The following is a 23,585-nucleotide window of genomic DNA, read 5'->3' as shown; positions in this document are numbered from 1 at the left end:
ATGATATATGTCTTGTTTTTTTAATGATAAAGATTAGAATTCAAATCCCAGGTTGAGTGAGTAAGTACGTGGACGGGGATAGAAAGAAGCGTCCATTCCACTCGGTATTTCAGGGTCGACACCCGAATACTTGGTAATACAGAATACGTTTTGCATCAGGACACTGGCATTCAGGCTAAACCAACGACAGACACGACCAAAGTTGTAGGACAGCGACAGGTTGTCCATCTTGAGGAAAGAACCATTCTCTATATAATAATCGGACAGGTGCTGTCGGCTCTGGAAACCTGTCTCTAGATAGCTTCTATGCAGGTTGTTCAATTGGTATGAATTGTAGCTCATTGTTCCTCTTGCTCCGGTGTTCATAGCCATACCGTTATACACATAATTGCCTACATTGGCGCGCAGACTTGTGCTTAGTGTCCATTTCTTATAGTTCAACGAAGTACTGAATCCAAAGATAAAGTCGGGCGCGGGTGACTTGTAACGGTAGAGGTCACCGGAGTTTATTTCGCCGTCATTGTTCAGGTCGGCATATGCTCCTTCGATAGGTTTACCGGTTTCGGTATCGTAAAGCTGCTTGTAAACGTAAAACATATAGGGTTCGTAACCTTCGCTCAATACCTGTACATTTTGTCCGTCGATCCAAGCACCAGCAGATATATTGGTGGTAGCACCGCCTTCTATCAGAGAGAGATTTTTGACTTTCATCTTCTGCCAGGTCATATTAAAACTGATATCCCAGTTCCAGTCTTTGCCTTGAATGGGAATGGCATTCAGGGTAAATTCGATACCTTTGCTGTCTACATTACCCACATTGGTCAGGATATTCTTGTCGAAGTTGGTACCGGCAGGTGATGCAACGGTGGCCAGTAGATCTTTGGTTTTTCGTGTATATAAATCGAAGCTACCTGTAAGGCGTTCTTTTAGGAACCCAAAATCAAAACCGAAGTTCCATGAAGAAGTTGTTTCCCATTTCAGGTCTGCTACATAAGCTTCGGGGCGGTATGTGTAGTACCATTGGTCGCCGAATTGGGCCTGCGCTCCATCCTGACTGTATGTATATACCGGAAGATAGTTGTAATTGCCTATTCCTTCTTGTTGTCCTGTAACACCATAACTTGCTCTTAATTTGAGATTGCTCAATACCTTATTATCCTTGAGGAAAGCCTCTTCAGACAATCTCCATGCCAGTGCTACGGATGGAAATGTTCCCCAACGATTGTCTTTGCCAAAACGCGAAGTGCCATCGCGACGAATGGTAGCCGTCAACATGTAGCGTGAATCAAAAGCATAATTCAGACGGGCATAATAAGAAAGCAGGACATGGCGCTGATCGGAAGCGGCAGTAGTACTCTGTGCCTCACCCAAAGTGTTAAGTTCGCTATATTGGGGCGAAGTACTCTTCCAATGCTGATAGTCATATCCTACAGTGGCATCGAGACTACTTTTCCAAGAATCGACATATTTATTGTAATTGAAGTAAGTAGTCAACAGGCGGTTCGAGCTTTTCTGCGGGCCATATCCGTAGTCTCGTCCCTGAGATGTTTCATACTGGGCAGCTTCGGCAGGGACATATATCTCTCCCTGCCCTTTGGCGTAATCGTAACCCAACGTAGCATGGAACTTAAGTTCGGGCAGAAAGTGCATTTTATAGTCCACATCAAAGTTACCTACTAAGCGTGATACGCGGCTGGTGGATTTATATTGTTTGAGTGCTCCCAGCGGATTTATTGTACCTCCGGTTACTAACTGTCCTGCATTGTCAAGAGCTTCTGTGTAGCCTCCAAATGTATCGTTGTCCGAATAGATGGGGAGAGTAGGGTTCCATGTAGCGGCATTCCATATGGCACTTGAATTGGCAAAACGGTTGTTGTTGCGGGAGGCTTTTACATTGAAGTTCAGTTTCAGGTGATCGTTGAAGAAATTGGGAGACAAAGAAATGCTCCCTGTGATACGTTCTGCATTATCGGTCATTAATAGACCGTCTTGGTTATAATAACCTAAAGACACACGAACAGGGAAGTTCTTTGCCAGATGTCCGGATACACTGAGGTTATTGTCAGTACCGAAAGCACTCTGGAAAACCTCATCATTCCAATTCGTAGCGCTGTTACCAAGCAACGCTTTTTGCGCATCTGAGCCTTGACTGTTGACTACATTGATAAACTCGTCACGCGAAAGCATATCTGTCAGCTTGGTACGGGTTTGTACTGAATTGGTGGTAGTAAAAGTTACTTTCATTCGGTCGCTACTTCCTTTCTTGGTAGTAATGATAAGGACTCCGTTTGATGCACGCGAACCGTAGATAGCGGTAGAGGAAGCATCTTTCAGTATGGTCATGCTCTCGATGTCGCTCGGATTGATAAGAGCAAGGAAGTTGCCTGAGTTGCCGCTGATGCCACCCATTTCCAGAGGTACGCCATCGAGGACGATAAGCGGGTCGTTACTGGCGTTGAGCGAAGCTCCTCCACGAATACGTATTGTGCTTCCGGAGGTTGGTGATCCGCTGTTCGACATGATCTGTACTCCCGATACTTTACCATTGATCAACTGTTCGGGAGAACTGATAAGTCCGGTATTGAAGTCCTTACTGCTGACACTGCTTACCGAACCTGTCAGATCACTTTTGCGCTGTGTACCGTAACCGATCACCACAACGTCTTTCAGCGACAGGGCATCGGGTTTCATTTGTACGTTCAATACATTTTCTGTAGGAATGGAGATTCTCTGCATTTCATAGCCTACATACGAAAATTGCAGTTCTGTTGTTCCCATAGGGATTGTCAGGCTGTAGTTCCCGTCCATATCTGTGGTTGTACCTGTAGAAGTTCCGCTGACCATGATGGTGACACCGATAAGCGGTTCTTTCATTTCATCTATAACTGTTCCTGTAATTTCTCTTCCTTCCTTTTGTTGGGCGAAAGCAGAAAATGATGTTCCCAGTAGTAGCATGCATAGCAGCAGAAATACTGCCAAATAGTGGGGTTTTGAGTTTTTATAATTCATACTGTATCAACTGTATTAGATTAGTGAAGTGTTATTTTTATAGTGTTATTCTATCCAGATATTGCCGATTTCTATCTCTGCTTTCTTCCCTTTCTCTCCATCGAAGGATATTTCGAGACTTTCTATATCCGCTTTGCTGAAAGGGATCTGTGTATCAGGTTCGAAGTATTTATCTAGAAATACGGGATAAGGGTGTGGAAGTAGTGCTGTATGTGTTTGCCGCAGAGCCGATAGTGGAATTCTCTGAATTCCCTGTTTACTGTTTACGATAGCAGTATATGTAAACCCTTTACCGGTAATGAAGCCTATCGATAGTTTTTCGGGTGCATTCTTGATGTGCAGACATATTTCTTTGCCTTGTGCCAGCCGGGACATACGCCCCGCAATAACATCTTTGACATACTTCCGCAGGAAAAAACGCGGAGAAGGAGCATCAGACTCGAATGTGATTCGTAATGTCGGGCTTTCGGCAGGGTTGTTGTTTATGACTTTTCTGTCTGTACGACTCCATTCGGGCATGATGTACGTTTCCAGATCGCTGTATGCATCTGTTACGGTAAACAGACTTACAGGGCTTGCAGCATTGGTAGCATGGCTTTCCCAATAAACGGCTTGTGTATAATCCCAATCGAGCGGATTGCCTGCCATACCTGACGGAAATGTATAATTCTTATCATTACTGCAAACAATGATATTGTATTTCAGCTTACCTTCTTTTATATCTTCGGCAGGGATTGTTACACGATAAGTATAACTATGCGTCCTGTTCATTTTATAGTATGTATTCTTGTCATTCCAGAAAGATACTTTATCGGTATAGATGATAACCGAGTCGGGCATTTCTGCCCCTACTATTTGTGCTTCTATCTGCAATGGCTTACCTTCTTCGATAGCTACTGCCGGACTGTGAACCACCGAAAATGTTTTGGCATGGGCTTCGGGGGCTACAAACTCACCGAGTGTGATGTTGCCCCATGCGGTTTTGGCTTGCCAGTCTTTAGTAGGCGTATAATCACTCTTTGTGAGGAGATAGACACCCGGCCTTACGGAAATGCTTTTTCCCGAAGATGTTTCATTATGAACATTCCCCTTATTGATAGCTGTGACAGTGAAATTCTCACCCAGACCGGGTATGCTGATCTCCATATTCCATGTATTCCAAGCGATGGTAACGACTTCTTTTTTTAGCGATGGTTTGGCAAAAGGATCGTTTATCTGTATTGCGTCCGGCATTACTTCCAGTCTCCAGACTCCGCTCTCGAGCTGGTCGAGAAAATAAGCGCCTGTACCTTCATATTTTACAATAGGTGAACTGCCATGCCCTATGATTTTTTCCAGACTGTTTATATCGCTTGGGTCTGATGTAGTATTGTTCGAATAGAAAAACTTATCGGGGCTGTTAAGTTCACTCAGGTCAGTATTGTAGCTGACATGGAAATTGTCGAAGATAGTATCGTTCGGGTACTTTTCGTATTTCCTGTTGAGCGGAACTGTATAGGCTACCTCTGCTGCAATAGCCATACTAACCGCTTTTGCAGGAGTATAAGCCAGATTGAGAAAGTGTGTTTGATATTCGGTATTTGCCCAAGCCATATCTATAGGATCATAGGCAAACTGGGTGATCCACTGGAAGCCCTGAGAACGGAAAGTGCGTGTCATAGCCGGATACATATATGAATATGTAATGTCGGCAGGATCGTATTCGTAAATTGCCTTAGCTTTATTTTCAAATCCTTTTGCATTGGCAAACGGAATATTGTAACTGTCTACAAACGGCAGGAAGTTACCTTTGCGGGTATGCCCAGCTACAAGCCCTATCGGGTACCATTGGTAAGTAGTGCCCTGTATGGCTGTGTTGAAGTATGCCTGCACATGATCCATATTGTGGCTCACATTGTAAAACACAGGTTTCTTGTTTCCCGCTTTTTTTATGGCATCCAGCATAGTGTTAATATAGCTCTCCGTTTGTGTAGGAGTATCGGAATGGCAAGGCTCATTGTTGATCTCGAATCCTATCACAAACGGATCATCTTTATATGATAATTTCGTGTAAGGATTGACATGTGTGACTAACTGGCTTACATAATTCTTTTGTGCAGCAATAGCATTTGCATCGCTGTGTATCTTGCATTTATCGTATAGATATGAGAAAGCACCGTTGTTCTGATTCCTTTCAGGATAGCCGTTTCCAAAGTTGGTCATAGTAGTTATCAGTACACGTATGTTGCGTTCTCGTAGTTTGGCGATCAGATAATCCAGCAGATCAAGGTGATCATTTTTTATCATTTGTCCTTTCCCGTCCGAAATCTCCACATCCCAGATGTGTATGCGGTATGCATTGAAGCCCAGACGCGAAAAATGATATACGTCTTTGTCTATCGCTTCTTTGCGGTCTTTATTCAGATAACCCAAGGCGCGATAGGCATGTGCAAACGGTACAGTATAATTTACTCCGTAGAAAGAGGCTTCGCGGTTGTTGTCGTCCCAGCGCATAACACCTTTCTTGTCTATGTATATTTCGGAAGTTTTTTGTTTGTCCTGAGTAAAAGCTGATAGGCTGAACAATAAACAGGCTATTGCAATAATGATCTTCATGGTACATTTGGTTATTCGGGTTAATGCAAATGTACAATGGGCTTTATCCGATAGGGTTTACAGATTGGACATATATGGATACAAAATGGACAAGGAGAAAGTTTAACAAGTGAATGTTGTGTTTGTTAAGTGTTTATTACCAGTGTTTTATTCCTTGGTTTCGATGAATTGGCGCGGCGTTTTACCAAATTCGTTCTGGAAGCATTTCGAGAAATAGGACGGATTGGAAAATCCGACCATATACATAATTTCCGAGACGGTAAATTTATTTTGAGTGAGTAGCATCGCTGCCTTTTTCATTCTTACCGAACGGATATATTCTACAGGAGACATTCCTGTAAGTTGCTTGATCTTTCTGTAAATCTGCTTCGATCCGATACCCGAAATAGTACTGAGAGAATTTACATTAAGGTCGGGATCGGCGACTTTATCTTCTATAATATCATTGATCTGTGACAGGAATTTCTCATCTGGCGAAGTAGCTTCTATCGGTTTTGGTGCCGACAGTGTTTCCAATCTTATCTTATTCTCTATTTGTTGTTTTTTTGTCAAAAGCTGCTCCACACGCGACAGGAGTATTCCCGGATCGAACGGTTTCGAGATGAATACGTCCACATTCAGGTCTATGCTCTTTAGCTCTGTTTCTTTATCGTCCTTTGCTGTAAGCAGGATAACCGGAATGGTAGATGTAGGTACATTGCTGCGTATCTTTCGTGTCATTTCCAGTCCGTCCATTACAGGCATCATAATATCCGAGATCACCAGATCGGGAATTGTCTGTAAGCACATATCCAAACCCTGTTTTCCATTATGGCATATTTCACATTGGTATCTATTGGCAAGTATATGATAGATGAAGTCTGCTATTTCTGAGTTGTCTTCTACAATCAGAATTCTTGGCAGATTTTCGTTTTGTATTGCAGAGATGGCTGTATCACTTATGTCTATATTTTCTATAATGGGTAAGGTTATTGTAATAGTTGTACCCTTGTTTTCCTCCGATCTTATTTCTATTTCTCCTTGGTGCTGCTCTGTATAGGTTTTCACTAGGTATAGTCCAATTCCTGTTCCATCTTTGTCCTTAGCTGTCTTCGACGATTTGTAGAACCGTTCGAATACGTATGGTATTTCATTTTCGGGAATGCCCATACCGGTGTCGGCTACCTGTATTGTTAGATTCTTTCCGTCTTCGTTATAGTCGAGTTCCAGGCTTATATTGCCCTGCTCGGTATATTTGCAGGCATTAGCAATGAGATTGTTCAGTACGGCTTCTATTTTCAGTACATCTATATCAGTATATATTTTATCTTTATTTGAGGTAAAAGAAAATGTAAGCCTCTTATCCTTATATCCTTCTTCGTAGATGGAGAACAGGCTGCGTGCAAATTCTACAAACTCAACTCTTGATAAGATCAGTCCCGAGTTTACATTATCCGACCTGTTGAAGTCTATAATCTGCCGTATCAGTGAATTTAGTTTCAGCGCGTTTTGCTGTACCAGTTCCAACTGCTTCTTTTTATAGTTGTCTTTTGTTTCCAGCAGCAGTTTACTTACAGGGGCTATAATGAGGCTTAGCGGGGTTTTAAACTCGTGCGATACGTTTGTGAAGAAATCCATCTTCAGGTTGGAGAGTTCCACTGTTTTTTCCTTTTCGATGCGTTCTATTCGCAGATTATTCCTGACTCTGAAAAAATTGACTACCCATAAGATTATACCTAGAAACAAAAATGCGTATATGATCTTAGCCCAGACGGTAAGGTACCAAGGAGGTGTAATATTTATCGCGAAAACAAGTACAATGTCAGATGGTTTTCCTGATGAGTCTAGTTTGCTGATTTGTAGCTGATACTTGCCATATTCGAGATTGGAATATGAGATACGGTTTGTGTTTTGCTTCAGTACATTCCACTCTTTATCCCAGTTGTTGAGTTTATACACAAATTTATTGTTATCCTCCTGTGAATAAGTAAGATCAGAGAATTCAAAAATAAGATTGTTTTGTCTGTAATTCAGTTCTATATTGTCTGCATAGCGGATGCTTATATTGCCTGTATTAGAGCCCGGTCTGTAAAGTTCTTCATTTATAAACAGAGAGGTAAGTATAATAGGCTGCTCCATATTTGCTTCTTTGAGTGATGAAGAGGAGAGTACGCCCAGTTCGTCACTCGCTCCCAGATAAATATTCCCGGATGATTTGTCAAAAAAGCCTGCTGTAAAAGCCTTATTGGTAATGTTGAGCCTTTGAGCATGATGGTTTTGCTTGTCTACAGCCCATACGCCATCTGTGGTAGACAACCAGATGTGCTGTATCTCTTCTACCATAGCAAGGATTTCTCCATTGTCGAATTCGTTGAATTTGATTCGTTTTGATTCGTCATTTTTCGGATCGATGCGAACCAGTCCGCCTCTGAGCCCTACCCAGATGAAGCCATCGCTGTCGCAAAGAATATAATTAGGGTTTTCATCCTTTGTGCCATGATTTGCAGGGATTTTGAAAATCTTATTTTGCTTTGTATCTATCTTGTTAATGCCGTTCTGATAGAGGAGAACCCACACATTACCTTCTTTGTCGGGTATTATCTGGTTTATAAACATACCGCTGAGCCCGTCTTTCATTGTGTAATTCCGTTCGGCGATATAGCTGCCTTGCGATTGCATCAGTTTTTGTTTGTCTACTGCAAATATTCCTCCCAGACAGGTTGCGATCCATAAACGGCCGCTTTTATCTTCAAAGATATGGTATGCCCAGTTTGAATTATATGTATGAGTACTGTCTACGATAGCATAATGTACAAATTGTTTACGATTATAGTCATAACGGCTTATACTGCCATCTGTGGCAATCCACAGATTCCGATCTTTATCTTCATAGATATGTCTGATTCGGTTATGTGGAATTGGATACCGCGAATCTCCCATCCTGTACCATATAGACGATTCGGGGTTGGAGAGTGATGTCGAGAATATCAGCCCGTTTGTTCCTCCCAGCCAGAAGTTATTGCGCGAATCCTTAAATATGGAATGAAAACGGTTCCCGTCCCCTATCCCTGTTATTTGCGATATGGGAATAAACTGGAATGCTTTATTAAATCGCAATAGTGAAATATTGTAGTCAGTTCCCAGCCAGATATTCTGCTCTTTGTCGGTGAATATACTCCAGATAATGTTATTTGCCAGCGATTTGTCATTGCGTGAGTCATGTACTACATGTTGTATGCTGTTTGTTGTTTCGTTGAATATATAAAGTCCGTTATCTGTTCCTACTAGCAGATTCTCTTCATGGTCTATTGACAGTGATTTTACTGAATTGTTGAAGAATAGGTTCAACGTCTCCACCTTGTTTGTAGCAGGCGCATATTTGAATAGGTTACCTTCGGTCCCTATCCAGATGCATTTGTGGCTCTTATCTTCCAACAGGTAATTTACAAACTGGTTGCTTCGTTTAGAATCGTATGGCAGGGCTACTTTTTCAAACTTTCCGGAGGTGGGGGTATATCTGCAAAGTCCGTTGTAAGTCCCTATATAAATATTGTCTTCTGATCTGATTATCGAATATATTGTTTCGTGAGGTAGTCCGGGATTATCTTTCAAACTGACGTTTTCCAATTTTCTGCTGTTCAGGTGATATCTGTACAGCCCATTGAGTGAACCTATCCACAGGATATTGTCCATAATCACCATTGTTCTTACATCAGTGGGGAATACAATGTCTTGCACCTCATATTGGTCTGTTTTGTAATTGTAGAAGAAGACCCCCTTATCGCTGCCGAAGCAGAGGTGCTCATCGTCTATCATTACAATACAGTATATCTGTGTAATAGTGGCTTCGGTAGTATGTTGTTGTGACGAAAAACCATCATAACTGAACAAGCCTTTGTTAGATCCTATCCATATCAATCCCTGCTTATCCTGTGCAAAACAGTTGATGTTTGAAGCTTCAGCATCCAGAGTTATATTGCTAAAACTTTGGTAACTAAATTTTTGCCCGAATGCAGATAAGGACAAATATAAACAGGTGAGAATGCAAAAAACTCTCTGAAACATGCCGGCGATTTAATGGATTAGTACAAATGTATGTTTTTTACAGCAGAATATAAAAAATATTTCATTGCCTGAAACTGGAATCTTTGTATAAGCATTACTCTTATGTTAGTGATGCAGACGGGTTGTTTTTGGCTGTTCTTTGCGAATATTTTTCTATTTTTATAACCAATTATATGTTTTACAAATCTGATTGCTGAAAGAAAATCACTCTAAATCAATATTATGCAGTTTATAAAATCTACAACTCTACTATTAGCCATCCTTAGTGCTGTCTTATTCTCATGTCGACCTCAGGAAAAGCCTGTTTTCGATCAGCGTGAATTTGTCTCCCTTGCCGGAAGCTGGCAATGTGATCTGGGTGAAATCAATCTGCCCGGAACGGTGGACGAGAGTCGTCTGGCTCCCCGCACACAGGATACGCTGAATACAGGTCAACTTACCCGTCTGAATCCTTATGTAGGTGTAATGACTTATACACGCGAGATAGAAATTCCCGCATCGTCGGAGCAAAAAAAGTGGCGTCTGATTATGGAACGAAGTAAACCATCTGTAGTATGGATAGACGGGGATAGTGTAGGTGCAAGCTCGCTTATTCTCTCTTCTCAGATATATAATCTGGGGAAACTTTCAGCAGGAAAGCATACTATAAAAATAAAGATAGATAATAGTCCGGCTTCTGTACCGCAGGGAATACATGGATCACATGCATGGACAGATGCTACTCAGACAAACTGGAACGGAGTGATCGGCAAATTTGGGCTGGAAGCTAATGACGGTATTCTAATAGAGAATTTGCAGGTTTATCCGAAAATTTCTTCTTCTACAATGCCAGTAGTGGCACAAATAGAATCATCAGTGTCGGGAAAAGCAACAATAGTAGTTAAGGGATATACATGGAATACAAAAGAAGAGATCTCTATACCGGAACAAGAGATAGAACTGGATTTGAAGACAGGAAAAGAAATATACAAATTCGATATAAATATAGGGGAGAGACAAGCACTTTGGAGTGAATTCGATCCGGCGCTCTATAAGGTAAACTTTCAGTTAGAACAAGAAAGTATGAAAGATACTTATACAGCAGATTTCGGAATCAGGGATTTTTCGACTAAAGGAACACAGTTTTCGATTAATTCGCTGAAAATATTTCTACGGGGTAAACATGATGCCTGTGTATTCCCGTTGACAGGCTATCCGCCAATGGAAAAAGATGAGTGGGTAAGGCAGATGCGTATCGCGAAACAATATGGTTTCAATCATTATCGTTTCCATTCGTGGACACCTCCTCAGGCAGCTTTCGATGCAGCAAACGAAGAGGGAATATATATGCAGGCCGAACTTCCTTTCTGGGGAGGGATGGATAAAGAAAATATGGAACTCAGCAGTTTTCTGATTAATGAAGGAGAACATATATTGTCAGCATATGGCAATAATCCCTCATTTGTAATGATGGCTCTGGGAAACGAACTGGGTGGAGACATAGAATTGATGCGTAGTATTGTTACAGATTTCAGAACGACTGACAATCGCCGTCTTTATGCCTTTGGTGCAAACAATATGCTGGGAACAGCCGGACAACAGCAAGGTGAAGACTTCTTCGTTACCTGTCGTGTAGGCGGACAGGTTGGTTCTGAGGATTATTCGCAGCACGCACGTGCCACGTTCTCATTTGCCGATGCGAAGGACGGCGGTTATATGAATGGTGTTTATCCGTCTACCGAACTTACTTTTGCCAAAGCGGTTGCCGACTGTACTGTGCCTATTATTAGTCACGAGAATGGGCAGTTTCAGGTATATCCTGATTATAATGAGATAAAGAAATATAAAGGAGTGTTGTATCCTTACAATATGGAGATATTCCAACGCCGATTGCAGGAAAACGGACTCTCCGGTCAGGCAGAGGATTTCCATAAAGCAACTGCACGTTTTGCAGCTCTATGCTACAAAGCAGATATAGAGATGTGCTTCCGTACACAGGGATTCGGTGGATTTCAACTGCTCGATTTGCAGGATTATCCGGGACAGGGCAGTGCTTATGTAGGGCTTTTAGATGCCTTTATGGATAGCAAATATGGTGTAAGCGCCGAAGAATTCAGCAGCTTCTGTGGAGAAGTAGTTCCAATGGCTATTATGTCGAAATATTGCTGGAACAATAATGAGCAATTTGCAGCATCCGTAAAAGTGAGTAACTACTCGAAAGAAGCAGTGTCCGGTGCAAAACTGGAATGGAGCCTAAGTAAAACAGACGATAAAGTGATCTTAGCGAATGGAGAGCTGGATGTGAACATACCACAAGGTGAATTAATGGAACTTGGGAATATAGACGCATCACTTCAAAGTCTGGAAAAGGCTACACAACTGCAACTTGTATTGAAACTAGGTTCGCATATCAACAAATATGATGTCTGGGTATATCCAGAGAAAGTACAAACAGAATATGTTGATGTGGAGGAAACATCGTCTTTAAAACAGGCACTCAATTTATTGAAAGATGGCAAGAAGGTGCTATACACACCTGATCATAACGAAATAGGCAAACTCTCCGTTGGTGGTTTATTTACTCCCGACTATTGGAATTATGCCATGTTCAAGAATATATCTGAATATCTGAAACGCGATGTATCTCCGGGTACATTGTCCATATTGACCAATCCGACTCATTCGTTGTTCAAAGAGTTTCCGTCCGATATGCACAGCAACTGGCAATGGTGGAGTATCTCAAAAAACTCAAGGCCGTTTATACTGAATATAATGCCGCACGACTATAAGCCGTTGGTACAAGTAATAGATAACATAGAACGTAATCATAAGTTGGGATTACTTTTCGAAATGCAGGTAGGGGAGGGCAAATTGCTGGTTTGTATGTGTGATCTGAAAGCGGTAAGTGACAAGCCGGAAGGTCGTCAGTTCAGGCATGCGATACTGAATTATATGTCGTCAACCGGTTTTTTCCCTGAGAACCGCTTTACAGAGGATGATATACGTAAGCTGTTTAGTACATCTGTTGCCGAAAAGAATATTGTAGGGGTGAAGAATATTACGACCTATAAATAAAGAATAGCCATTATAAAAAAGGTGTGTCATCTGCAATATGATACATCTCTTTTTGAATTGTATCTTTCTATACTTAGATAATTCTTATTATACCCTTATTTCCTTAATTGGACAAGAGGCTAGTAGATTGTATTGGTTCAAAATTATTTTTAACAAAATTAATGGACGAATTTTAATATCTTTATTTCCTGTATTGTAAATAATCTAATGTCCATGAAAGAATCCTTCTTGTCAACTATAAAACTTGTAATCATCCTTTTTGTAGGTCTGTTGGTAAGTATGCCGGTAGTATCGGCAAACAGCAGGCTCGATTCATTGCTGAACGTTCTCGATAACGTGATAAAGAATGAAAGCCAGTACACATTGGCGAAAGAGAAAAAGTTAGAGAATCTGAAACTCGCATTACCTAATGCCATTAAGCCCGAAGATAAATTCCACTTATATAAAGAAATATTTACTGAATATGAAGCTTTCATTTGTGATTCGGCATACCAGTATTCGATATTGTGCCTGTCGTTAGCCGAAAAGGAAAAGAATATATTCTGGATAAACGAAAGCAAACTGCAAATAGCTACTACCTTGACTATATCAGGTATGTATCCTGAATCTGTGGGACTGCTCGGATCGATAGAAAAATCGACACTGAATGAAGAACAGCTCATTGTGTATTATACAAATTATTACCATGCCTACAACGAGTGGGGAGAATATGCCGAATATAGCTATGCTGCCAAATACAAGCAGTTGGGGAGAGCATATCAGGATTCGGTATTATTCTATGTAAAACCTGATAGTTTCGAATACACGATGGAATATGCGTGGAGATATATGGAGCAGGAGGAATACGACAAAGCAAAGAAATTATTACTCGCATACCTGCCGAAAATAGAATCCGATACGCGCAATTATGCTATGATCACTTCTATAACAGGTATTCTTTACTGGTATTTCGACGATATGGAAAAGCACAAAGAGTATCTGGCCATATCTGCCATTGCCGATATAAAAGCTGCTGTAAAGGAAAATACATCGTTGAGAAGTCTGGCTAATGTACTCTTTAAGGAAGGTGGCGAACTGGAAAGGGCAAACAGCTACATAAAAAAGAGTATGAGCGATGCCAATTTCTACAATGCACGGCTAAGGAGTATCCAAATATCTAAATTGTACCCTCTTATCGAAAATGCCTATCAACTGGAAAGAGAGCAACAGGAGAAAAGGCTTCATATGCTGTTGATAGTAGTCAGTGTTTTATCCGTATTGCTCATTATTACCATTATTTATATCATCAGCCAATTCAGAAAACTGGCCGAAGCCCGAAAGCAAACCCTGATAGCCAATGAGAAACTAAAAGGTAATAATACCGCATTAGCTGAAGCCAATCATATAAAAGAAGAGTATATCGGACGATTCCTGAATCTTTGTTCCATGTATATAGAGAAGATGGAGAAACACCATCGTACCCTGAACAAGAAAGCGAAAGAAGGCAATCTCGACGAATTGTATAAATTGTTGAAGTCGAATCAGTTTATTGATGATGAACTGAAAGATTTCTATAATAACTTCGATAGTGGATTTCTCAATATCTTCCCTAACTTCGTCAGCCAGTTCAATGCCCTCCTGGTAGATGAAGAGAAAGTAATACCAAAGCAGGACGAAAAACTGACTACCGAACTGCGCATATTTGCCCTTATCAGGCTGGGTATTACCGATAGTCAGAAGATAGCCGAATTTTTGCGCTATTCGATCACTACTATTTATAATTACCGCTCAAAATACAGGAACAAATCTATAGTTGCCCGCGATGAGTTCGAAAATGAAGTAATGAAGATAAGTTCATTCTGATTATTTTCTCAAATCTCGATTTTAACAATTTTCCCTCTCTGAAAAGATATAAAAATGGATACTAATGCTTTAGTATCCATTTACTTTTTCATGGTTTTACGGTTTGTTTAAATGATTGAATGTTAAATATTTAAATCTTTTTGCTGTTTACTATCTTCTTCATTCAAAAAAAATGCAGATCAGTTCCTCTATACATTTGTAATACGCTCCGGAACACACACATTTATTATCATACGAAAGAACTGGGATTAATATATAGTTAAACTAAAAAGAAAGATTAAACCTAAAATCTATGTTATTATGAATCTGAAAAATTACAAACAACATTTTCGGGCTTTTCTCTTCATCTTATTGATGATAGGAATCAGCCAGATGTCCTATGCTCAGGCAAAGAGCATAAGCGGTACGGTAAAGGATGTAAACAACGAACCTCTGACCGGCGTTAGTGTCGTAGTAAAAGGTACGACAACAGGTACAGCTACCGACGCCGAAGGGAATTATTCCCTTACGGGCGGATCTAATTCTACACTCGTATTTTCTTTCATTGGGTTTATTCCGCAGGAAGTTGTAGTTGGAGACAAAACTTCAATTAACATCACACTTGAGGAAGACAACCAAATGCTTAAAGAAATTGTAGTAATCGGTTACGGTAGTATGGAAAAGAACAAGATCACCAGCGCCATTACCAACATTAAGCCGGAGGATTTCAACAAGGGAAATATCAATAACCCTGCCCAGCTTCTGCAAGGTAAGGTTGCCGGATTGAGTATTGTATCTCCACAGGGAAATCCGAACGGATCTTATAACATCCGTCTGCGCGGTTTATCTACTATCGGAGCCAATACCCAACCGTTGATCATTATAGACGGGGTTATCGGTGCCGACCTTAGCAGTGTAGACCCGAACGACATTGCCAGTATGGATATACTGAAAGACGGGGGTGCGGCAGCTATCTATGGTACACGCGGTTCAAGCGGGGTTATCATTATCACCACTAAAACAGGAGCGAAAGATCAGGCAAGCGTGAGCTATAATGGCTATGTGGCTATGGAGAATATGGACAGATCATTGCCAATAATGAGCCGCAGCGAATATCTCGAATATGGCGGTACCGATTATGGCGGTGATACCGACTGGATGGATGAAATCACACGTACAGCCCTTTCGCACGTACATAACATATCCTTATCGGGTGGAACAAAGAAATTCTCGTACATGGCGTCACTCAACTACCGCGATGTGCAGGGTATCGTCCACAATACAGGCTACGACCAGTTGAGCGGACGCTTAAATCTCTCTCAGAAAATATTGAACGACAGGCTGACACTTAGCCTTAATTTGGCATTGGCAAATAAGAAAGCCAAGATGGGATTCGATGATGTATTCCGGTCGGCTATCATTATGCCGCCTACAGCACCAGTATATGGTACGGGCGAGGAGTACGACCAATATGGAGGCTATTTTCAGAATCGTGCGCACGAATTGTATAACCCGATGGCTATTATCAATCAGAATATAAATGACCAGAAGACTACCCGCGTGACATACAATGCACAGGCCGATCTGAAAATAATAGACGGACTATCGGCAACAATGCGTTTTGCCCAGAATAACGAGGATATTATGAACGGTCAATATATCAGTAAATACAGCCTTTACGGCAGTGGTATAGACCGTCAGGGACTGGCTTCACGCAGTACATACAACAACAAGAGCGACTTGTTTGAGTTTACAGGAAACTATTTGAGATCGTTCGACAAATTAAATCTGAACGCTTTAGCCGGATATTCATATCAGAAATTCACATCTGAGCATTATTACTTGCAGGCAGGTAATTTCCTCACCGATGGATTTTCTTACAACAACCTCGCAGCAGCCAGAGACCTTGCCGACGGAAAAGCAAAGGCTGAGAGCTATAAAGAATCGAGTAAACTGATCGCATTCTTCGGTCGTGTAAACCTGAGCTATGATGATACTTATTTCCTGATGGCATCACTCAGACGCGAGGGATCTTCACGCTTCGGTGATGGTAACAAATGGGGTAACTTTACAGGAGTCAGTGCAGGGGTAGACATATCAAAGATCGTAGATATTCCGCATGTAGATCAGTTGAAACTAAGAGGTAGTTATGGCGTTACAGGCGCATTGCCTGCACAGAGCTATCTGTCGAAACAGATTTATGGTCCCGGCTCTTCTTTAGATTATTATCTGTACAATGATAAGTTTACTCCGGTATATTCTCCGCAGAGTAATCCGAATCCCGATCTGAAGTGGGAGACAAAAACGGAAATAGACTTCGGTATCGACTTCAGTATGTTCAATTCACGATTGACCGGTACACTCGATTATTACAACAGGAAAACATCTGATGCACTCATTACACTTAATGTGCCAGTTCCGCCGAATTTGTATCCTACATCGGTGCTGAATGCCGGTAAACTGAGAAATAGGGGATTTGAAGTAGGATTGAACTTTGAAGCCATCAAGACAAAAGACTTCTCATGGACTACCCGTCTGACTTATTCGACAAACAGCTCAAAAATAATTTCCCTGTCGATGGGTGATCTGCAATATGGTGTAAGAGAAGTAGGAGGATTGCCTGCGCCGCTGACAGGAAATGTAGTCAGAGTACAGGAAGGAAAACCTCTCGGCCAAATGATAGGATGGATATATGAAGGAGTAGATGCAGATGGAAACTACATACTTAAAGACCTTGATGGTAATGGAGAAATCAACGAAAAAGATGTAGACATCATCGGGCGTGGTATGCCTAAGGGTGAATTCGGTTTCGGTAATACATTTACCTATCGGAACTTTGATTTCAGCTTCTTCTTCAGAGGCGTATATGGTCACGATCTGGTGAATCTGCACCGCACGATGTTCGAACAGGTGTCCCGCATCAGTACATATAATCTGATAAAGACAAAGCATTTCCAACCGGAATACAAAGGGCCTGTAGCCTACAACAGTCACTATGTAGAAAATGCTTCTTTTGTCAAATTAGATAATATTACGTTGGGCTACAACTTCAAGCTGCCTCAGAATTCGGTAATCGAAGCAGCAAGAGTATATGTTACAGGGCAAAATCTGTTCTATATCACAGGCTATTCGGGTGTCGATCCTGAGCCTCGCTATTCGTACGACAATAATGTACTGGCTCCGGGTATAGAACCTCTGAACAGCTGGGTAACTACCCGTACATTCACTTTAGGCGTTAATCTTACTTTCTAAAAACAGACAATCATGAAAAAAGCATATATATTAAAAACAATCGGCTCATACATGAGAAAGTCGCTTGCGGCAGCCGGACTGATTTGCCTCTCTCTCAACTACTCATGTACAGACTTGGATGAAACTCTGTACAGCCAGTTAGACAACGATAACTTCCTGCAAACCGAAGAAGAAATATCTTCTGCTCTAGGCGCTGCATACAGTGGACTGCGAACTTTCCAGAAAAATGATCACATGTGGACAATCTATTGTACCACCGATGAGGTAGCTGTACCAGGCAGAACCGGTGGCGACTGGGCGGGTGACGGACAAGACCAGCAAATGACGGATCACAAATGGATTGCTAACAACCGTTTCTATCGCGGAACATGGGAGGCTTTCTTCGCACAGGTGAATACGTGCAACCGCCTTATATATCAGTTGGAACAAATAGACCCAGCAAAATACGCAGCTTACATATCGGAAGTGAAAACAATCAGGGCACTTTGGTATCTGTGGCTTATAGACATGTGGGGTAATGTGCCTATCGTCGAAAAGTTTGATGTACCTAGTGGATACCTGCCTTCTACAAATACGCGCAAGGAAGTTTATGACTTTATAGAAAAAGAGATAAACGACAATGTCGCGAATCTGACAAAAGACAAATCGAACCTTACTTATGCACGTGCCGATTACTGGACGGCAAAAGCGATACTGGCAAAACTGTATCTGAATGCAGAAGTATATACAGGAACAGCGCAATGGCAAAAAGCGTTGGATGCCTGCAATGAAATTATCAATTCGGGAAAATTCTCATTGACCAATACATACAGGGAGAACTTCATATCTAAGAATGAAGGTTCGTCCGAAGCCATCTTTGCCATACCGTTTGATGATATCTATACCGAATGGGGTTGGATTCTGCCGCTTGTTTCGCTGCATTACTCCAGTCAGCAGACATTCAATATGACAAACGGTCCTTGGAATGGATTATCGGTACAAACAGAATTCTTCTATCTGTACGAAGACGATGATATCCGCAAGAGTGATAACTTCCTTTGGGGGCCACAATATAGTTCTACGGGCGAACCGATAACTGATAGCGGTTACGAAAAAGACCTCGATCCTGATGGTCCGCAGGTAAACTTTACGCCTGAATTTGTATCCCTGTATAACACTATCCGTCAATCGGGTGTGCGTGTCAAAAAATGGGAGATAGAAATGGGCAGTAACGGATTCCTCAACAGTGATTTCTTCCCTTTCCGTTATTCGGATATCATGCTGATGAAAGCTGAAATACTGTGGCGGATGAATCCGGCTAGCACCGAAGCTCTGACACTTGTCAATCTGTTCAGAGCGCGTGCAGGAGTAGCTCCATTTACAACCTTGGCAGAGAAAGATCTGCTCGAAGAGCGTGGACGGGAATTGTTTATGGAAAGCTGGCGCCGATCGGATATGATCCGTTTCGGTAAGTACAATGACCCTACGATCTTCAGACCATACAAGAGTGAAGAATTCAGACGCTTGTATCCGGTTCCGAAAGATCAGCTGGATGCAAACCCTAATCTGAAACAAAATCCGGGGTATTAGTATATCGTAAGTTACTTAAAGTTTTAGGTTTAATGAGAATAACACAGCCTTTTGTTGCTCTGTTCTCCGGATAAGGCTGTGTTATTTTCAAAACGAAATGTAATAAATAAATTGTTATGAATATTCAGAGTAAAATAGTCACATGTATCTTGTTGATCATCTTATTGTCGTCTAATGTTTTATCGTCTGTTGCACGTGATAGCCCTTTTACGCGAAAAGGTACAGGTCCTAAATACTGGATTGCCTACGAGCATTGCTGGGTGACCGATGTGGCTATACCCGAAGCCCGATGGAAGGCTAATATAGATTGGATGGACAAAAACTTCAAGTCGTTCGGTTACGACATGATCTGTAACGATGGCTGGATAGAAGCTGCTCAGACAGTCGATGAACATGGATACATTGTAAAGTACAACGATGACTGGGAACACAGTTTCAAATATTGGGCAGAATATCTTGCTCAGCGCGATATGAAACTGGGTGTTTACTACAATCCGATGTGGATGACAAAAGCCGCCTACGATCGCAATGTAACCGTAAAAGGGACGAATTATAAAGCGCAGGATATAGTAGGCCCTATCTCTTTCAATGAACCTTTGTACTGGGTAGATGCCGACAAGACAGGAGCGAAAGAGTGGATACAGGGATATGTTAACTACTTTATCGAAATAGGGGCTACATACCTTCGTGTCGACTTCCTTGAAAACTATGAGAAAAATTACGGAACGGCTAAATATATACGGGTACTGGATTGGATAAAAGAGGCTGCCGGAGACAAAATATTCCTTAGTCTGGTGATGCCTAACTGCTTCGATCATGGACGCAACGAAATCACTTATGGCGATATGATCCGCATCGATGACGATTGCTTCGATGGAGGATGGGAGTTTATCAGCAACCGCAGGCGCGGACAGCAAAAAGCCATTTGGCCTCAGTATGGTAATGCCTTTGACGGCTTCATCGGATTTGCCGATATCGGCGGACGCGGACAGTTGATTCTCGACGGTGACTTTATCCGGCTGAATACAATGGCGAACGACAGAGAAAGAATGTTTCTGTTTTCACTCATGGTAATGGGCGGCTCGGCATTGGCTATAGCAGACCAGTACGATACCATTGGCGAAAGTGCATGGATATATCAGAATACCGAACTGTTGGCGCTCAACGATCAGGGTTTTGTTGGTAAACCATTGAGTTACGACCACAAAGATATTGTCGGCAGTTCTACTTGGGCAGGGCAGTTACCTAACGGCGATTGGGTAGTAGGGCTTTTCAACAGGGAAGAGACAAAGCAGATCAGAAGCATCGATTTCGATCGTGATCTGGGAATCTCGGGTACAGTAGAGAATGTAAGAGACCTGTGGGCTCACGCCGATCTGGGTGCTATGTCGGGCGGTTACTCTGTAGAGTTAGCTCCGCACGAATGTAAGATTATTAAGATTAAAAACAACTCTTTGAAATATGAGGCCGAGTTTGCTTCGATGATGGGTGGTGCAAAGAAAAGCATTAAAGACTTCCGATACAGTGCTTCCGGTTATGTTGGTGATTTCACCAATACAGGTGCAAGCGTATTGCTGGCTGTCGAAGTTCCTGCTAAAGGAGAATACACGTTGCAGATAAGATATGCGAACGCTGAAAAAACATCCGGTACAGGTAGTCTTTACATCAATGACAATAAAGCGTCTAAGCAAATGGTATTCCCTGTCTTGAACAAGAATGAATGGAGCACTGTCAGCACGAAAGTTTCCTTGACGCAAGGAGTGAATTTCATCTCCATACAGAAAGAGAAGGGAGATAACGGGCTGTTCAGTATCGATTATTTGCAGATAGATAAATAAAGAGAGTGGAGATGTTTAGAATACAATCAATTATGAATATGAAACAGAACTCTTTAAAAGCATTTATGCTGACTATTGTCCTATTGGCAACAGCTATACTGACTGCACAAGAATTACGCTCTCCCGACGGAAATCTGATAATGAAATTCTCATTGCAGGATAAAGGAGTTCCGACTTATGAGTTGACTTATAAAGGGAAAACAGTCATAAAATCAAGTAAGTTGGGGCTGGAGCTTAAAGGTGAGTCTGTCGAACTCAATTTTGGCGCGGAAGCGGATATAAAGAACCGGATAGAATCGGGTATGTCACTGTATGATAATTTCAGAATAGCAGATGTACAAACCTCGACTTTCGATGAAACATGGAAGCCTGTATGGGGTGAGGTAAACAATATCCGCAATCACTATAACGAACTGGCTGTAACGCTCAATCAGACAAATACAGACAGAAGTATTGTTATCCGGTTCCGATTGTTCGATGACGGGCTTGGGTTCCGTTACGAGTTTCCGCAGCAGAAAGGACTTAACTATTTTGTCATCAAAGAAGAGCGGACACAGTTTGCTATGTCGGGTGATATAACAGCATACTGGATGCCGGGCGATTACGATACGCAGGAGTATGACTATGTTATCTCCAATTTGTCGGAGATAAAAGGCTTATTTAAAGATGCCGTTACTCCGAACTCGTCACAGACACAATTCTCTGAAACCGGAGTGCAGACACCATTGATGCTGAAATCGAATGATGGGTTATACATTAATATCCACGAAGCGGCTTTGGTCGACTATTCCTGCCTGTCTCTCAATCTGGATGATAAGAACTTCGTATTCGAATCGTGGCTGACACCCGATGCCGTAGGCGATAAAGGCTATATGCAAACGCCTTGTCAGTCCCCTTGGCGGACAGTTGTTGTCAGTGACGATGCGAGGGATATATTGGCGTCCAAACTGATATTGAACCTGAATGAACCGTGTAAGATAGAAGATACTTCGTGGATCACCCCTGTTAAGTATATGGGAGTCTGGTGGGAAATGATTACAGGTAAAAGTACATGGTCATATAGCGATCTGCCGAATGTACAGCTGGGACTGACCGATTATTCCAACGTGAAACCGAACGGAAAGCATGGGGCAACCGATGAGAATGTAAAGCGTTACATCGACTTTGCTTCCAAGCACGGGTTCGACCAGTTGCTTGTCGAAGGCTGGAATATAGGTTGGGAAGACTGGTTTGGCAAGACTAAAGATTATGTGTTCGATTTTATGACGCCATACCCTGACTTCGATCTGCCTATGCTGCGCGACTATGCCAAAAGTAAAAATATACGCTTGCAGATGCACCACGAAACCTCTTCTTCGGTTCGCAATTACGAACGCCATATGGACAGAGCCTATCAGTTTATGGTAGACAATGGCTACAACTCGGTGAAGAGCGGATATGTAGGTAATATGATTCCACGAGGCGAGCATCATTACGGACAATGGCTTGTAAATCACTATCTGTATGCTCTGAAAAAGGCTGCCGATTATAAGATAATGGTCAATGCGCACGAAGCTGTACACCCTACCGGATTGCACCGCACTTATCCGAATCTGCTGGGGCAGGAGTCGGCACGCGGAACCGAGTATCAGGCGTTCGGAGGCAGTAAGCCTTATCATACAACTATCTTGCCATTTACCCGTCTGATGGGTGGCCCTATGGATTATACACCGGGCATCTTCGAAATGGATATCAGTAAAGCTAATCCCGAGAATAATTCGTGGGTGAATACAACTCTGTGCAATCAACTGGCGCTTTATGTTACGATGTACAGCCCGTTGCAGATGGCTGCCGATTTTCCCGAGAACTATGAGCGTTTTATGGATGCATTCCAGTTTATAAAAGATGTAGCCGTCGATTGGGACGATAGCAAGTATCTCGAAGCGGAGCCGGGTGAATATATAACAGTCGCCCGTAAGGCAAAGGGAACGGATGACTGGTTTGTCGGCAATGTATGCGGCGGAGAGGGCTTCACCTCTAATATAAGTTTCGACTTCTTAGATTCCGATAAGGTGTATGTAGCCACTATTTATGCCGATGCTAAAGATGCTCATTACAGGTCGAATCCTCAGGCATATACCATCCGCAAAGTTGTAGTAACGAACAAATCAAAATTGACTCAATGGTCAGCTCCGGCAGGTGGTTACGCCATCAGTATAATTGCAGCAGATAAGGAGATGACAAAGGGATTGAAAAAGCTGTAAGCAAGACTGCGTACAATTATTAAAGTGAAAGAGACTGTCTCAGACAGTCTCTTTTGGTATTTAATTGAAATAGTTTCGATCTGATCTGACAGTTAAAGGGCAAACAATTAAGTTTGTATTGCTTAATAAACAAAAAGTTTAACCCTTTAACTTATCAGAA

At 41.9% G+C, this 23,585-nt stretch carries 9 protein-coding genes; 6 read left to right on the top strand and 3 right to left on the bottom strand.

Annotation, left to right across the window (positions count from 1 at the left end; translation table 11 throughout):
* Nucleotides 1-33 precede the first annotated feature (33 nt).
* The 3 genes from M2448_RS16380 to M2448_RS16370 form a co-directional block, all read right to left on the bottom strand.
* Nucleotides 34-2,955 carry a TonB-dependent receptor gene (locus tag M2448_RS16380; RefSeq protein ID WP_280647679.1) on the bottom strand — a complete coding sequence of 974 codons (2,922 nt, stop codon included), beginning with the start codon at nt 2,953-2,955 and terminating at the stop codon, nt 34-36.
* Between the two features lie 99 nt (nt 2,956-3,054).
* Nucleotides 3,055-5,604, bottom strand: a complete 2,550-nt coding sequence (locus M2448_RS16375) for a cellulase family glycosylhydrolase (RefSeq protein WP_280647656.1) — start codon at nt 5,602-5,604, stop codon at nt 3,055-3,057.
* A 147-nt stretch (nt 5,605-5,751) separates the two neighbouring features.
* Nucleotides 5,752-9,648, bottom strand: coding sequence for a two-component regulator propeller domain-containing protein (locus M2448_RS16370; protein ID WP_280647655.1), 3,897 nt, complete (start codon nt 9,646-9,648; stop codon nt 5,752-5,754).
* A 222-nt stretch (nt 9,649-9,870) separates the two neighbouring features.
* Between M2448_RS16370 and M2448_RS16365 the strand changes: the two genes are divergently transcribed.
* The 6 genes from M2448_RS16365 (at nt 9,871) to M2448_RS16340 (ending at nt 23,425) form a co-directional block, all read left to right on the top strand.
* Nucleotides 9,871-12,702, top strand: a complete 2,832-nt coding sequence (locus M2448_RS16365; RefSeq protein ID WP_280647654.1) for a glycoside hydrolase — start codon at nt 9,871-9,873, stop codon at nt 12,700-12,702.
* Between the two features lie 213 nt (nt 12,703-12,915).
* Complete coding sequence (locus tag M2448_RS16360; RefSeq protein ID WP_280647653.1) at nt 12,916-14,544, top strand: DUF6377 domain-containing protein; 1,629 nt, start codon at nt 12,916-12,918, stop codon at nt 14,542-14,544.
* Nucleotides 14,545-14,844: 300 nt separating this feature from the next.
* On the top strand, nt 14,845-17,775 hold the full coding sequence (locus M2448_RS16355) for a TonB-dependent receptor (RefSeq protein ID WP_280647652.1): 2,931 nt from the start codon (nt 14,845-14,847) through the stop codon (nt 17,773-17,775).
* Between the two features lie 12 nt (nt 17,776-17,787).
* On the top strand, nt 17,788-19,344 hold the full coding sequence (locus M2448_RS16350; protein WP_280647651.1) for a RagB/SusD family nutrient uptake outer membrane protein: 1,557 nt from the start codon (nt 17,788-17,790) through the stop codon (nt 19,342-19,344).
* 116 nt (nt 19,345-19,460) lie between these two features.
* Complete coding sequence (locus M2448_RS16345) at nt 19,461-21,182, top strand: CBM35 domain-containing protein (RefSeq protein WP_280647650.1); 1,722 nt, start codon at nt 19,461-19,463, stop codon at nt 21,180-21,182.
* Nucleotides 21,183-21,214: 32 nt separating this feature from the next.
* The gene (locus M2448_RS16340) at nt 21,215-23,425 is read left to right on the top strand and encodes a glycoside hydrolase family 97 protein (protein WP_280647649.1); all 2,211 of its coding nucleotides are present in this window, start codon (nt 21,215-21,217) and stop codon (nt 23,423-23,425) included.
* The last annotated feature ends 160 nt before the right edge of the window (nt 23,426-23,585 follow it).

This window comes from Dysgonomonas sp. PF1-14 (assembly GCF_029892965.1).
In the GTDB taxonomy this organism is placed as follows: domain Bacteria; phylum Bacteroidota; class Bacteroidia; order Bacteroidales; family Dysgonomonadaceae; genus Dysgonomonas.
This window is presented reverse-complemented; position numbering and strand designations above follow the sequence as displayed.

Excerpts from the sequence above, each read along its gene's own strand:
- M2448_RS16355 (WP_280647652.1), top strand. The coding sequence starts at position 14,845 with ATGAATCTGAAAAATTACAAACAACATTTTCGGGCTTTTCTCTTCATC.
- M2448_RS16345 (WP_280647650.1), top strand. The coding sequence starts at position 19,461 with ATGAATATTCAGAGTAAAATAGTCACATGTATCTTGTTGATCATCTTA.
- M2448_RS16365 (WP_280647654.1), top strand. The coding sequence starts at position 9,871 with ATGCAGTTTATAAAATCTACAACTCTACTATTAGCCATCCTTAGTGCT.
- M2448_RS16380 (WP_280647679.1), bottom strand. The coding sequence starts at position 2,955 with ATGCTACTACTGGGAACATCATTTTCTGCTTTCGCCCAACAAAAGGAA.
- M2448_RS16370 (WP_280647655.1), bottom strand. The coding sequence starts at position 9,648 with ATGTTTCAGAGAGTTTTTTGCATTCTCACCTGTTTATATTTGTCCTTA.
- M2448_RS16340 (WP_280647649.1), top strand. The coding sequence starts at position 21,215 with ATGAATATGAAACAGAACTCTTTAAAAGCATTTATGCTGACTATTGTC.
- M2448_RS16350 (WP_280647651.1), top strand. The coding sequence starts at position 17,788 with ATGAAAAAAGCATATATATTAAAAACAATCGGCTCATACATGAGAAAG.
- M2448_RS16360 (WP_280647653.1), top strand. The coding sequence starts at position 12,916 with ATGAAAGAATCCTTCTTGTCAACTATAAAACTTGTAATCATCCTTTTT.
- M2448_RS16375 (WP_280647656.1), bottom strand. The coding sequence starts at position 5,604 with ATGAAGATCATTATTGCAATAGCCTGTTTATTGTTCAGCCTATCAGCT.